Annotated in this window: 13 protein-coding genes and 1 rRNA gene; 6 read left to right on the plus strand and 8 right to left on the minus strand. The window is 70.9% G+C overall.

Annotation, left to right across the window (positions count from 1 at the left end):
* A 5S ribosomal RNA gene (gene rrf, locus AB0E91_RS30425) occupies nucleotides 1-81 on the plus strand; the annotation flags it as partial.
* 78 nt (nucleotides 82-159) lie between these two features.
* Here rrf and AB0E91_RS30430 read toward each other — a convergent pair.
* Nucleotides 160-708, minus strand: a complete 549-nt coding sequence (locus AB0E91_RS30430) for an isochorismatase family protein (protein WP_361788468.1) — start codon at nucleotides 706-708, stop codon at nucleotides 160-162.
* 92 nt (nucleotides 709-800) lie between these two features.
* Between AB0E91_RS30430 and AB0E91_RS30435 the strand changes: the two genes are divergently transcribed.
* Nucleotides 801-1,361: a GNAT family N-acetyltransferase gene (locus AB0E91_RS30435; protein ID WP_361788470.1), complete on the plus strand. Its 561-nt coding sequence runs from the start codon at nucleotides 801-803 to the stop codon at nucleotides 1,359-1,361.
* On the opposite strand, the gene AB0E91_RS30440 is transcribed toward AB0E91_RS30435, so the two are convergent.
* The 7 genes from AB0E91_RS30440 to AB0E91_RS30470 all read right to left on the minus strand — a co-directional run bounded on the left by AB0E91_RS30440 (nucleotide 1,350) and on the right by AB0E91_RS30470 (nucleotide 9,364).
* On the minus strand, nucleotides 1,350-2,840 hold the full coding sequence (locus tag AB0E91_RS30440; protein ID WP_361788471.1) for a type VI secretion protein: 1,491 nt from the start codon (nucleotides 2,838-2,840) through the stop codon (nucleotides 1,350-1,352). The genes AB0E91_RS30435 and AB0E91_RS30440 overlap by 12 nt on opposite strands.
* 42 nt (nucleotides 2,841-2,882) lie before the next feature.
* Nucleotides 2,883-4,295, minus strand: coding sequence for an ATP-binding protein (locus AB0E91_RS30445; RefSeq protein ID WP_361788473.1), 1,413 nt, complete (start codon nucleotides 4,293-4,295; stop codon nucleotides 2,883-2,885).
* A gap of 13 nt (nucleotides 4,296-4,308) precedes the next feature.
* Nucleotides 4,309-5,865, minus strand: a complete 1,557-nt coding sequence (locus AB0E91_RS30450; protein ID WP_361788475.1) for an SCO6880 family protein — start codon at nucleotides 5,863-5,865, stop codon at nucleotides 4,309-4,311.
* A complete protein-coding gene (locus AB0E91_RS30455) occupies nucleotides 5,862-7,169 on the minus strand; it encodes a hypothetical protein (RefSeq protein WP_361788477.1) in 1,308 nt (435 codons plus the stop codon). Before AB0E91_RS30455 ends, AB0E91_RS30450 begins: the two co-directional genes overlap by 4 nt.
* Nucleotides 7,159-7,983: a hypothetical protein gene (locus AB0E91_RS30460; protein ID WP_361788479.1), complete on the minus strand. Its 825-nt coding sequence runs from the start codon at nucleotides 7,981-7,983 to the stop codon at nucleotides 7,159-7,161. The genes AB0E91_RS30455 and AB0E91_RS30460 overlap by 11 nt, the downstream gene beginning before the upstream one ends.
* 169 nt (nucleotides 7,984-8,152) lie before the next feature.
* Entirely contained in the window at nucleotides 8,153-8,461 is a 309-nt protein-coding gene (locus tag AB0E91_RS30465; RefSeq protein ID WP_018548503.1) for a hypothetical protein, read from the minus strand.
* 288 nt (nucleotides 8,462-8,749) lie between these two features.
* Nucleotides 8,750-9,364, minus strand: a complete 615-nt coding sequence (locus AB0E91_RS30470; protein ID WP_361788481.1) for a TetR/AcrR family transcriptional regulator — start codon at nucleotides 9,362-9,364, stop codon at nucleotides 8,750-8,752.
* Between the two features lie 116 nt (nucleotides 9,365-9,480).
* Between AB0E91_RS30470 and AB0E91_RS30475 the strand changes: the two genes are divergently transcribed.
* The 4 genes from AB0E91_RS30475 to AB0E91_RS30490 all read left to right on the plus strand — a co-directional run bounded on the left by AB0E91_RS30475 (nucleotide 9,481) and on the right by AB0E91_RS30490 (nucleotide 13,364).
* Nucleotides 9,481-10,407 carry an oxidoreductase gene (locus tag AB0E91_RS30475; RefSeq protein WP_361788483.1) on the plus strand — a complete coding sequence of 309 codons (927 nt, stop codon included), beginning with the start codon at nucleotides 9,481-9,483 and terminating at the stop codon, nucleotides 10,405-10,407.
* 112 nt (nucleotides 10,408-10,519) lie between these two features.
* Complete coding sequence (locus AB0E91_RS30480) at nucleotides 10,520-11,275, plus strand: serine protease (RefSeq protein WP_361788485.1); 756 nt, start codon at nucleotides 10,520-10,522, stop codon at nucleotides 11,273-11,275.
* A 98-nt stretch (nucleotides 11,276-11,373) separates the two neighbouring features.
* A complete protein-coding gene (locus AB0E91_RS30485) occupies nucleotides 11,374-12,408 on the plus strand; it encodes a bifunctional lytic transglycosylase/C40 family peptidase (protein WP_361788487.1) in 1,035 nt (344 codons plus the stop codon).
* Nucleotides 12,409-12,635: 227 nt separating this feature from the next.
* Nucleotides 12,636-13,364 (plus strand): phosphatase PAP2 family protein, encoded by a 729-nt coding sequence (locus AB0E91_RS30490; RefSeq protein ID WP_361788489.1) that lies wholly within the window; start codon nucleotides 12,636-12,638, stop codon nucleotides 13,362-13,364.
* Nucleotides 13,365-13,425 lie beyond the last annotated feature (61 nt).

The following is a 13,425-nucleotide window of genomic DNA, read 5'->3' on the forward strand; positions in this document are numbered from 1 at the left end:
ATTCCGAACCCGGAAGCTAAGCCTCACAGCGCCGATGGTACTGCAGGGGGGACCCTGTGGGAGAGTAGGACGCCGCCGAACAAATTTTAGGGAAAACCCCCGCACCGATTGGTGCGGGGGTTTTCTGCGTTCCGGACCCTTTTCAGCCCCCCCTTTTTTTCAGAAAGCGACGTCCGCCGTTTCCACGACGCCGGCCTCGCGGCCCGGCGCGCGGTGGAATTTCCAGTAGAGGTTGGTGTGGTCGACGACCTTGTCCGGGGTGGGTGCGCCGTACTGGCTGAGGTCCTCGGTGGTGTGGGCGTCGGCGACCAGGGTGGCGTCGTAGCCTCGGGTGATCGCGCCGTGCAGTGTCGAGCGGATGCAGATGTCCGTCTGGGCGCCGGCGACGACGATGCGGCCCACCTGGCGGTCCGCGAGGACGGATTCCAGGTCGGTGTCCTCGAAGGAGTCCGGGTAGTTCTTGTGGACCAGCGGTTCGTCGTCATGGCGCTTCAGCTCGGGGACGTACTGCCACGGGCCGCTGTCTCGCGGAAGGCCCTCGTCCGAGTGCTGGATCCAGATCACGGGCACGGCGGCTGTACGGGCCCTGTCGATCAGGGCGTTGATGTTCGCGATCACATGGTCGCGGTCGTGGGCGTCCGCCATCACGCCGTTCTGCACGTCGATGACGAGCAGCGCGGTGTGCGGCCGGTCGGAGAGTGTGGTCATGCGGGCACCCTAGAGCGGGGCACTGACAACACGGGGGCTCGTTACGGAAATCCGCTGGGAGCGGCCGGGGCGTCGGCACTAGCGTGAAGTGCATGAACTCTGTGGATGTTGCTGGATATGTGGTCCGGGGGATACGCGCCGACGAATGGGAGCGGGTGAAGGAGCTGCGGCTCGTCGCGCTGCGCGATCCGGCCGCCCCGCTCGCCTTTCTGGAGACGTACGAGAAGGCTGCCGCCGAGGAGGACGGCTTCTGGCGCAACCGGGCGGCGATGGCGGGTGAAGGGGCCACCACGGCACGGCAGTTCGTCGCCGAGGCGGCCGACGGGTCCTGGGTCGGGTCGGTGACCGTGCTCATGGAGCAGCCGGACAGTGTGGACTGGTCGGGGCAGCCGGTCGAGCGGCGGCAGGGGCATGTGGTCGGGGTGTTCGTGCAGGACGGGCACCGGGGCCACGGGCTGATCCAGGCGCTGCTGGCCGCCGCGGCGGCGTGGACGTGGGAGCAGAAGGCCGAGCGCGTGCGGCTGTGGGTCCACGAGGACAACGTGCGGGCCCAGGCGGCGTACAAGCGGGCGGGGTTCGTGCCCACCGGGCTGGTCGTGCCGTTCCCGACGGACGAGACCGCGAGCGAGCTGGAGTTCGCCCTAGACCGTTAGCTCCTCGTGCGGCCAGCGGGCCCTCGCCTGTTCGCGGGAGCGGAGCAGGGCCCGGGTGTCGAGACCCTGGGCGATGCCGGTGGCCAGGAGGGCGGGGAGCTGGGGGACGGGGGCGACGGCCGCCACGTCCTCGAGGACCAGGGTGAGTGGTGGGTCGAGCCGACCGGAGGATGACCGTTCGGCCATGCGCCGGCCGTGCTCGACCACGCTGGAGACGAGGGCCGTCAGCAGGGGCATCGCGCCCGGGCTGGTCCGGGGGTCCTCGATGGTTTCACCGACCACATAGAGCGTGCCCCCTTCGTGGACGAAGGAATCCAGGGCGAGCGTGTCGGTTCGGTGAGGGGTGCAGGACTCGCGGACGTTGACCGTGGTGAGCGCGGAGAGCGCACGGCCGGTCAGTTCCTGGGCGATGTCCCGGCGTTCGGGGTGCGCGGTGAGCGCGGCCTCCAGTTCGCCCGCGGCGCCGGGCGCGGCCCTGGGGTGGGTGCGCAGGACGCGTACCGCGTCCTGGATCTGGGTTCCCTGGGCCCACCGGTGGACGTGGCGGACCGTGCGGCCGTCCAGCGCGGCGGCGTGCAGGCAGCTGCGCAGCAGGGTGACGGCGGTGTCCGCGACGGCCTGGTCGATCTTCGCCGAGGGGCGTACGGGGGCCAGGAGGGCCGTCGCGCGTTCCAGTGCCGTCGCCTTGTCCTCGCAGCCCGCCGTGGGGGACCAGTGGAGGCGGGCCGGGGTGTCGCAGCGGTGGGTGGGGTCGTAGAGGAGCGTCGGGCCGAGCTTGGCGCGGGCGTCCTTGGTGTCCGCCCACAGCGCCGGGTCGGAGGTGACGACCACGGCGGCTCCGGGGGCGTCCTGGAGGGCCTGGAGGGCGGCTGTGTGGCGTTCCTGGGGGCTGCCGTAGAAGACGGGGCTCAGGGGTGGGAGTGGGGCCGTGGGAGGCGCCACGGGGGCTTCCGGGAGCGGCGGGGCGGGCTGCGGGGGCTCCGGGCGCGGTACGGGGACCGGGGCGGGCGCGGGGATCTCGTGGGCCGGGGTGGCCGTCTCGTATGTCCGGGCGGGGACCTCGTGTGTCGGCGGGGTGGGTGCGGTGGGTGTCTCGGTGGTCCTTCGTGTTCTTCCCGCGCGCCAGCGGGCGAAGGTGCCGAGTACGAAGACCGCGAGGACGAACAGGATCATCAGCTGGCCGATGAACAGGCCCCAGAACAGCCCCCAGCCGGGGAGCCGGTCCGGCGGGGTGCCGGGCCAGGCGCCCGCGATGTCGTGGGGGTCGCCGATGAGGTGGCGCATGGCGAGCGGGGTGCGGGTGAAGGCGAGCGGGTCGGGCCAGGCTCCCCTGGAGAAGAGGGCGCCGAGTCCCGTCGCCGTCCACACCAGCAGGGTCATGCCGAGGAGGAAGGCGAGCAGGCCCAGGAGCAGGCCGTCGGGGACGCCGCCCCGGGCCTGTGACCCCGCGTCCCGGCCGCCTCGGTCGTCCGCTCTCACGCGTGCTCCCTCGCCCTTTTCGCCGACGCCGTCGTCGGTGGTCTACGCGACCGTCGACTCGGAGTCTCCCAGGTGCTGTTCCACGAAGGCGGCCGCCCGTCGCTCGGCCTCCAGTTCGGCGGCGAACAGCGCGTCCTCGGGCGAGAGGTCGCTGGACGATTCGGTCATCGCGCGGTCGGTGAAGACCAGGGGGCGTTCGGTCTCGGTGATCAGGTGTTTGACCACCTGGACGTTGCCGTTGACGTCCCAGACGGCGATGCCGGGGGTGAGCGTCGGGATGATCTCGACGGCCCAGCGGGGCAGTCCGATGACCCGCCCGGTGGCCCGTGCCTCGTCGGCCTTCTGGGCGTAGATCGTCCGGGTGGAGGCCATCTTGAGGATCGCGGCGGCCTCCTTGGCGGCGGCGCCGTCGACCACGTCGGAGAGGTGGTGGACGACCGCGACGAAGGAGAGGCCGAGGCGGCGGCCGAACTTCAGCAGCCGCTGGAACAGCTGGGCCACGAACGGGCTGTTGATGATGTGCCAGGCCTCTTCGACCAGGAAGATGCGCTTCTTGCGGTCGGGCCTGATCCAGGTGTGCTCCAGCCACACGCCGACGATCGCCATGAGGATCGGCATGGCGATGGAGTTGCGGTCGATGTGGGAGAGGTCGAAGACGATCAGCGGGGCGTCCAGGTCGATGCCGACCGTGGTCGGGCCGTCGAACATGCCCCGCAGGTCGCCGTCCACCAGGCGGTCGATGACCAGGGCGACGTCCAGGCCCCAGGCGCGTACGTCGTCCAGGGCGACGTTCATCGCCTCGGCCGACTCCGGCTCGGGGTGCCGCAGCTGTTCGACGATGTCGGTGAGGACGGGCTGGCGGTCGACGATGGTCTCGTTGACGTAGGAGTGGGCGACCTTGAGGGCGAAGCCCGCGCGTTCGTCCAGGCCGTGGCCCATGGCGACCTCGATGATCGTGCGGAGCAGCGCGAGCTGGCCCGTGGTGGTGATCGCGGGGTCGAGCGGATTGAGGCGGATGCCGTGGTTGAGGGCGGCGGTCGGGTCGAGCCGGATGGGGGTTATCCCCAGCTCCTCCGCGATGAGGTTCCATTCGCCGACGCCGTCCTCGCCCTGGGCGTCCAGGACGACGACCTGGCGGTCCCTGAAGCGGAGCTGGCGCAGGACGTAGGTCTTCTCCAGCGCCGACTTGCCGTTGCCGGACTCGCCGAGGACGAGCCAGTGCGGGGCGGGGAGCTGCTGGCCGTAGAGCTGGAAGGGGTCGTAGATGTACCCCTTCCCGGAGTAGACCTCGCGGCCGATGATGACGCCCGAGTCACCGAGGCCGGGGGCCGCGGTGGGCAGGTAGACCGCCTGGGCCTGGCCGGTGGAGGTGCGCACCGGGAGGCGGGTGGTCTCGACCTTCCCGAACAGGAAGGACGTGAAGGCGTCGGTGACGGCGGACAGCGGATCTCGCATGGAGAGCCCCTACCTATCGGATGCCGGTGGCGAACGGGAGGGTGTTCACGAACGCGCGGTGGTGCTCGCGGTCGCACCACTCCAGCTTCAGGTACGACTTGCCCGCGGAGGCCCGGATGGTGCGCTTGTCGCGGTTGAGGGCCTCCGGGGAGCGGGCGGAGACGGTGATGTACCCGACGAGGTTGACGCCGGCCGCGCCGCTGGCGAGGTCCTCGCCGCGCTGGTCGAGGCGGTTGTGGGCGGCGATGTCGCGCGGGTCGACGGTGCGGTTCATCTTGGCGGCGCGGGATGCCTCGGCCTCGTCGTTGGTCTTCTCGGTGAGCATGCGCTCGATGGCGACCTCGGTGGGTTCGAGGTCCATGGTGACGGCGACGGTGCGGATGACGTCCGGGGTGTGGACGAGCAGCGGGGCGAGGAAGTTGACGCCGACGGGGGTCATCGGCCACTCCTTGACCCACGCGGTGGCGTGGCACCAGGGGGCGCGGGTGGAGGACTCGCGGGTCTTGGCCTGGAGGTAGGTGGGCTCCATGGCGTCGAGTTCGGCGGGCCAGGCGTTGCGCCGGGTCATGGCCTGGATGTGGTCGATGGGGTGGTCCGGGTCGTACATGGAGTGCACGAGGGAGGCCAGGCGGCTCTGGCCGAGCGGCTGGCGGACCCGGATGTCGGCCTCCTGGAGGCGCGAGCAGATGTCGGTCAGCTCGCGGGCCATGACGATGGCGAGCCCGGCGTCGCGGTCGAGCCTGCGGCCCGCCTGGGGGCGGGCGGCGCGGGCCATGGCGTGGGCCTCGGCGGCCAGTTCGCGGTTGTAGCTCATGCAGGCGACCAGATAGGCGCGGTGCTGCTCGCTGCTGGTGGAGACCATGGACTGGAGCTGGTCGTAGGACTGCTGGAGCCAGTCGGGGGAGCGGACGTCGCCGCGCAGCGCGACGTCCTTGGCGTGGGCGTCGGGGTCGGCGGGCAGCGTGCGGGCCAGCATCTGGATGCGGGTGACGAAGCCGTCGCCGTTGGCCACGTGCTTGAGGAGGGTGCCGAAGCGGTCGACGAGGGCTTCCTGGTCCTCGGAGTCGCGCAGGCCGACGCCGGGGCCCTCGATCTCGATGGCGGCGGTGACGGTCTTGCGGTCGGCGTGCAGCAGTACGGCGATCTCGTCGGGGCCGAAGGGGGCGGCGAGCCAGTTGATGCGGCCGATGCCCGGGGGCGGGCCGATCTCCACCTCGTGGCCGTCCAGGCGGGTGCCCGCCTCCATGACGGCGGAGCGGTAGACGGCGCCGCGCTTGACGGTGCGCTTGTAACTGCGGTTGATCTCGAACCACTTGTAGAAGGTGCGGCGCTTGTACGGCACGTAGACGGCGGCGAGCGCGAGCAGCGGGAAGCCGGTCAGCAGCGCGATCCGCAGGGGGAGCGCGGGGACGAGGAGGCCGCACATCATGCCGAGGAAGGCGCCCGTGACGATGAGCGCGATCTCGCCGGACTCGCGGTTGCGGCCGATGATCGCGTTCGGCCGGGCCCGGCCGATGAGATACGTACGGCGGGGCGTGACCGGATGGGACAGATGGGACTCGGTCGTCAACGCCCTTCACCTCCAGTGCGGTTGGTGCTGCTGTTGCGGGTGTCTGCGGCGTGCGGGGTGGCGGCCGGGCCGGGGGCGCGGGGCGCGGGGGTGGCCGCGCCGCCTTGTGGGGTACGGCCGCTGTGGGCGGCCACGCCGCCGCTGGCGGGGTTGGCGGGGCGGGGGGTGTTGGAGCCTGTGCCGCCCGCGTTGCTGTCGGCGCGAGTGCTGTGGGTCTTGATGCCCTGGGCGACGAGGGTGGCGGGGGAGCTGATGACGGCGGCGGCCTTGTTCTCGGCGCCCTGCATGATGCGGTTGTTGCGGGAGCCGGCGATCTCGTCGCCGAAGCCGGGGACGAAGCGGTAGATCATCGCGCTGGCGAAGATGGCGAGCAGGATGATGGCGAGGCCGGAGACGACGGCGCCGAAGGCGTCCGGGCCGTTGTCGCCGGAGAGGGCGCCGGCGAGGCCGAGCACGATGACGATGACCGGTTTGACCAGGATGACGGCGATCATGATCCCGGCCCAGCGGCGGACGTGGCCCCAGAGGTTCTTGTCGACGAGTCCGGCGTAGACGACGGTGCCGAGGAGGGCGCCGACGTAGAGCAGGGCGGCGCGGATGACGAGCTCCAGCCAGAGGACGCCTGCGGCGAGGATGCTGACCAGGGAGACGACGATCAGCATGATCGGGCCGCCGCCGATGTCGTCGCCCTTGTCGAGGGCGCCGGAGAAGGTGCCGAAGAAGGTGTCCGCCTGGTCGCCGGTGGCCTTGGCGAGGACGTCGGTGACGCCGTCGGTCGCCGAGACGACGGTGTAGAGGATCAGCGGGGTGAAGGCGGAGGCCAGCACCGTGAGCCACAGGAAGCCGACGGCCTCCGAGATGGCGGTGGTGAGGGGGACGCCGCGGACCGCCCGCTTGGCGACGGCGAGCAGCCAGAGGACCAGGGTCAGGATGGTCGACGCCGCGAACACGATCGCGTACTGCTGCAGGAACTTCTGGTTCGTGAAGTCGACGTTCGCCGTCGCCTTCACCGCGTGACTGAGCTTCTGGATGGTCCAGGAGGCGGCGTCGGCACAGCCTTTGGCGAGGGAGGAGAGGGGGTCGAGGGTGGAGGTCAGGGGGTTGTCGGGGGTGTCGGTGAGGCTCTTGTGCGGGTCGTCCAGAAGGCACCGGGACTTCGCGGGGCCCATGAGGAGATCACACTTGTGGGACGACGGCGTGGGCGACGGCTCGGCGACGGCTCGGGTCGCCAGCATGAGGAGGGCAGCCTGCACGGTGGTGACAGCGGCGGCGACCTTGAGGGCGCGGCGCGGGCTACCGGGCATAGGTGAAGCCTCCGTATTCCTGAACGGCCTTGGCCATCTGGTCGGCGCTGGACGCCTTGTCGTCGCCGGGGACGGGTGCGGGACCGTCCTCCTGTGAGAAGCTCTCGACCTTCCAGTCCCCGTCGGACCAGTTCAGACGGAGCGTCAGGGTGAACCAGTCGCTCGTGACCGGGCTGGTCGAGCGGTCGCCCGCGGTTCCGTACAGGCCCGTGCACCACACCTCGACGGTTGCCACGCTGTCGGCGTACTCGGTGGTCTTGGTGCCGATCGGCGCGGTGCGGGAGACGTAGGTCTGTCCCGCGGCCGGGTTGCCGTTGGCGTCCAGGCCGATGTCGCTCAGGAACTTCGGGTTGTACGCCTTGTCGAACTTCTGCGACAGGGAAGCCTGCTGACTCGGTACGAAGACCTGCTTGACGATCTCCGTGCGCCGCGCGGGTTTGAGGAAGTCGGCCGAGACGAGTGCCGTCGCGTAGTTCGCGCCCGCGCTCTCCGCCCCCTGTCGGCTGTGCGCGTAACCCGTGGGGATTCCCCCCGTTTTCGTGCCCACCGGATCCGTGCCGGTCGGGGACGTGGCGGAGGTGCTGGGGCGGTTGCCGGAAGGTGTGTTCTTGTCCGTCGTGGTGTTCCGGGGGGAGTCGCCACGGTTCGCGAAGGCGATCGCCGCGATCAGGAGGACGACCACGCCGACGACGGTGACCAGGCCGCGGGAGGAGTTGCGGGGGGTGCGGCGGGGGGAGTTGGTGTAGGGGTCCTCGGGCAGGCGGAGGCGGGTGCGGGCCGTGTCGGTGTAGCCGTGTTCGTCTCCGGGACTCATGCCGCGTACGCCCTCTCCGCCTCGTAGACATACGACGGTAGCCGTGCTGGTTCCCGCGCGGGCGCGGTGTGGTGACTCGACATCAGGGAAACGCAACCTCAGCCGGTGGGCACGACGGACGGATGGGACGAGGGAGGGGAGGGCGGGCGCGGGGGGAAGGGACGGGGCGTCAGACCGCCATGCCGTACACGATGGTGAACAGCGTGCCGAGGGAGCCGATGATGAAGACCCCGGTCAGGCCCGCGATGATGAGTCCCTTGCCCTGCTCCGCGCTGAAGGTGTCGCGCAGCGCGGTCGCGCCGATGCGCTGTTTCGCCGCGCCCCAGACCGCGATGCCGAGGCAGAGCAGGATGGCGACGGCCATCACCACCTCGATCATCACCTTCGCTTCGTTGCCCAGGGTGCCGAAGGGGCCCCAGTCCGGAGCGATCCCGCCGATGATGGTGTTGATGTCTCCCTTGTCGGCCGCGAAGAGCATGTAAGTCACCGCCCCTGATGGGTAGTTCCGAGAGGACCTCGCGGTGTGCAGAGGTCACGCCTCATTCTCGCCGACAACGTCGCCGTCGTATGTCGACTTGACGTCATTGACTGGCGGGTTTCGTACGAATACTTCGTACGGTCACTCTGTGTATCACGGCAGGTCACGCCGGGCAACGACGCAGGTGCGAAACCTGGGACGTGGTTTCGTCGTTGGGCTTTTCTATGGCCTGAAACGGTTTCTGACGGCCGGTCGGGTGAGACGTCGAGCCGATGTTCTCACGAGGGATCAGGTTCGGCGGGGCTTCAGGCCGTGCAGCAGCAGGTGGACGTGCTCGTCGAGGCCGGTCATCGCGTCGTCGGCGTCCAGGGCGCAGCCGGCGATGAGGGCGGCGAGGCCGTGCAGGCTCGCGGCGGCGACCAGGGTGATGCGCTCGGGGTCGCCCTGGACGATCTCGCCGCGCTCCTGGGCGTCGGTGAACAGCCGGGTCAGGGAACCGAGGGTCCGGTCGACGGCCGCCGCGAGACGGTCGGAGCCGGCGGGCTCGTGCTTGCGCGCGAACATCAGCTCCAGGAGTTCCGGGTTCTCGATCGCGAAGCCGAGGTAGGCGCGGGCGAGGGCGGTCATGCGCTGTTCGAGGGGCGCGCCGGGGTCGGCGGCGGTGGCGGCGGTCAGGGCCCGGTCCAGGCGCTCGTAGCCGTCGAGGGCGAGGGCGTCGAGGAGGGCCTGCTTGTCCTTGAAGTGGCGGCCGGGGGCCGCGTGGCTGACGCCGGTGGCGCGGGCCAGTTCGCGCAGGGAGAGGGCGGCCGCACCTTTTTCGCGCAGGGTGCGTTCGGCGTTCTCGAGCAGGGCGGCGCGCAGGTCTCCGTGGTGGTACGGGCGGGTTGTGGGGGTGCGCGGCATGGGCGCCATGGTATCCCGATGTTGACGGCGTCAGCTTTGTTGTCGGCGTCCAGTTTGTTGTCGACGCCACCATTGTTGTCGTTGACAGCATTGTTGTCGATGCCTACATTGAAGGCATGGCCGATACGAGCGAAACGGCGCGCGCGGCGCGCTCATGGAACGCGTCCCAGCTGCCCGACCAGAGCGGCCGTACGGCCGTGGTCACCGGCGCCAACAGCGGCATCGGCTTCGCCGCCGCCGACGCGCTGGCCCGGGCCGGGGCGCATGTGGTGTTCGCGGTCCGCGACCCCGCGCGGGGCGAGGCGGCCGCGGCCCGGGTGGCGGGCAGCACCGAGGTGCGCCGCCTGGACCTGGCCGACCTGGACTCGGTACGGGCCTTCGCCGACGCCTGGTCGGGTCCGCTGGACCTGCTGATCAACAACGCGGGCGTGATGATGCTCCCGGAGGGCCGGACGAAGCAGGGCTTCGAGACCCAGTTCGGCACCAACCACCTCGGGCACTTCGCCCTCACCAACCTGCTGCTCCCGCACGTCACCGACCGGGTCGTGACCGTCTCCTCCGAGCTGCACCGGGGCGGCGACGGCGTGATCGACTTCGGGAACCCGAACCTGCGCGGCCGCTACACCCCGACCCGCGCCTACGCCCAGTCCAAGCTGGCCAACCTCCTCTTCACCCTGGAACTCCAGCGCCGCCTGGCCGAGGCGGGCTCCCCGGTGCGCGCCCTCGCGGCCCACCCCGGGTACGCGGCCACCAACCTGCAGAGCCACGCCGCGAACCCGCTGATGCGGGCCTTCATGGCCATCGGCAACAAGGTCGTCGCCCAGGACGACCGGGGCGGCGCCCTGCCCACGCTCTACGCCGCCACCCAGGACCTGCCCGGCGCTTCGTACGTCGGCCCCGGCGGCCTCGGCGGGATGCGCGGCGCCCCCGCCCTGGCCGGCCGCAGCCACGCCGCCAGTGACCCGGCGGCCGCCCGCCGTCTGTGGACCCTGTCGGAGGAGCTGACGGGGGTGGGCCGGGAGCCGGTGGCCCCCGCACGGTGAGAGACGCGCTCCGCCATCCAGGCGGAGTGCAGGATTCCGGTGAGCGGTTCACAGAGAAATCTCAGAGAAGTCGCAGCGGGTTTCTCACCTCCCCGGGTAACAGTGACCTCTGATGAAGCGCAGCTCTCGCATCCCGGTCACGTCCCGGCCCGCGTTGCTCGGGGCGGTGGTGATGCTTGCCCTGACCTCGGCGTCCGTGGCCGTCGCCGACGAGGGGACGGGGCCCCTCGGGGTCACGGCCCTGGCCGGGGTGTCGGCGCGCGGGGCGCGGGTGGGGGCGTTGTTCAGGGCCGGGCGGGGCGGGCGGCTGACGGGCGGGCACTACTGCACCGCCTCCGTGGTGCACAGCGCGCACCGGGATCTGATCGTCACCGCCGCGCACTGTGTGGCCGGGGTTCCCGGAGACCTGGTGTTCGTGCCGGGGTACCGGAACGGGTGGGCGCCGTACGGGGTGTGGAAGGTCGCGGCGCGGGTGCTGCCCGAGCGGTGGGACGAGGACAGCGACGTGGCCTTCGCCCGGCTCGGTGAGCGGGGCGGGAAGCGGGTCGAGGACGTCGTCGGGGGCAACCGGTTCGTCACCGGGACGGCCACCGGGGCGACCGCCGTGACCGTGACCGGGTACCCCGACTCCCGCGAGGTGCCGATCAGCTGCACCAACAAGCCCGTCGCGCACAGCCGTACCCAACAGCGCATCGTTTGCCCGGACTTCACCAGCGGCACCAGCGGAAGCCCCTGGATCAACGGCAACGGACAGGTCGTCGGGGTGCTCGGCGGCCACGAGCGCGGGGGTTCCACCCCGGGCGTCTCCTACAGCGTCGTACTGGGGCGCGGGGCGGCCCGGCTGTACACGAGCGCGGCGACGGGCTGAGCGGAGCCGCCCGGCGCTGCGGCTCCTGCCGGGGGTTGTAAAAGCGTCATCCGCCCCGTACGCGGCATGAAATGACGCCACTTCGACAAGAAATGGCGATGAACCGCGCGTCCGTGGGGCAGGGTTGGGGCGTGCGGAAGGTATGGGTGATCGGCGGGGTTGCCGCAGGGCTCGGCATGGGCTTCGTCATGCTGCTCGTCGTCGGGGTGTACGTCATCGGCGGGAACCTCGCGAACGGGGTCGCCACCGGCGGCCGGGGGCTCGCCAAGGGGGCCGTGCCGGCCGCGTACCAGAACCTCGTGCAGCGGTGGGGCAATCTGTGCCCCGCGCTCACCCCGGCCCTGCTCGCCGCGCAGCTCTACCAGGAGAGCGGGTGGAACCCGACCGTCGTCAGCCCGGCCGACGCCCGGGGCATCGCGCAGTTCATCCCGAGCACCTGGGCGACGCACGGCATCGACGGCAACGGCGACGGCAGGCGGGACATCTGGAACCCGGACGACGCGATCCCCTCGGCCGCCTCCTACGACTGCGAACTGGCCAAGTACGTCAAGGACGTTCCGGGCAACACCACCGACAACATGCTCGCCGCCTACAACGCGGGCGCGTACCGGGTGATAAAGGCGGGCGGCATCCCCGCGATCTCCGAGACGCGGAACTACGTCAAGCGCATCCGCGCGCTGTCGGAGAGCTTCGCCGCCCCCGAGAGCCGGATCGACCCCTCCCGGCAGGCCGCCGGGGCCATCGGGTTCGCGCAGAGCAGGCTCGGCACGCCGTACCTGTGGGGCGGCAACGGCACCGCGGCCGAGGGCGGCCGGTTCGACTGCTCGGGGCTGACCAAGGCGTCGTACGCGAGCGTGGGGATCGAGCTGCCCCGGGTGGCCAACGACCAGTACAACGCGGGACCGCATCCGTCACGGGATCAACTGCTCCCGGGGGACCTGGTGTTCTTCTCGCACGACCTGACCGATTCACGGGCCATCCACCACGTGGGCATCTACGTCGGCGGCGGCTATATGATCGACGCCCCCCGTACCGGGGCCGTGATCCGGTTCGATCCCATCGACACCTCCGAGTACTTCGGTGCCACCCGTGTCACCGAGGACGGCGCGAAAGCGCTCCCCACGAAGGTGTGAGCAGAACGTGAACCAACCCCCTGAGCTGCGGCGATGAGTCTCTCTTCGATAACGTCTGCGTGATCATTCGGTGGAGGATGGAACGCATCGACGGGGGCTGTGCGTTCCTGTTGGCGTAGCCGAGCGGACGTCAGTGCGCCAGAGCAGCGGAAGCGGATCTACGAACCACGGGGGCCGGACGGCGCACACCAGGTGCGCCGGGAAGACGACGAAGGGGCCGCAGCACCATGGCTGTACTCGCCGCATCGGCTGTACTCGCCGAATCCGGATCGAACCCCGACGTCGAGCTGCTGTACGACATCAACGGCCTGGCGAAGGCCGCGCCGCACTGGTTCGACCGGGTCATGGAGTTCGTCGGCGAGTACGGGCTGCCCGTCGCCATGGTGCTCCTCATCCTCGGCTGCTGGCTGAGCGTGCGGCGCCGGGGCGGCCGGGAGGCCGCGCCCGCGGTGGCCGCGCTGGTGTGGGCGCCGCTCGCGGCCGCGCTCGCCGTCGTGGTGAACGCGCCGATCCGCAACTTCGTCGAGCGGCCCCGGCCGTTCGTCGACCACCAGGGGCTCGACGTACTGATCGCGGGCAAGAGCGACTTCTCCTTCTGCAGCGACCACGCGACGATCACCATGGCGATGGCCGTCGGCCTGTTCGTCGCCAACCGCCGCTTCGGGCTGGCGGGCATCGCGATCGCCCTGCTTGAGGGCTTCTGCCGGGTCTACATGGGCGTGCACTACCCGACCGACGTGGTCGGCGGCTTCGCGCTGGGCACGGCGGTCGCGCTGCTGCTGTCCCCGCTCGCCTCGGCCCTGCTGACCCCGTTGATGAAGGCGATCGAGCGCTCGCCGCGCGTGGGATGGCTGGTGCGGGCCCGCTCGGCCCCCGGCGACCGCGACGGCACCGTGCTCTCCGGCGGCCGCAGGGCCACCGGGGCGGGCGCGGGCGACAAGGACTTGGCCGCGTAAGGCCGCTGGCGTCCCGTCAGGGCCTGTACGGCCCGTCAGGGACCCTGCGTCCCGTCCCGGC

Source organism: Streptomyces sp. NPDC026659, assembly GCF_040638245.1.
GTDB lineage: Bacteria > Actinomycetota > Actinomycetes > Streptomycetales > Streptomycetaceae > Streptomyces.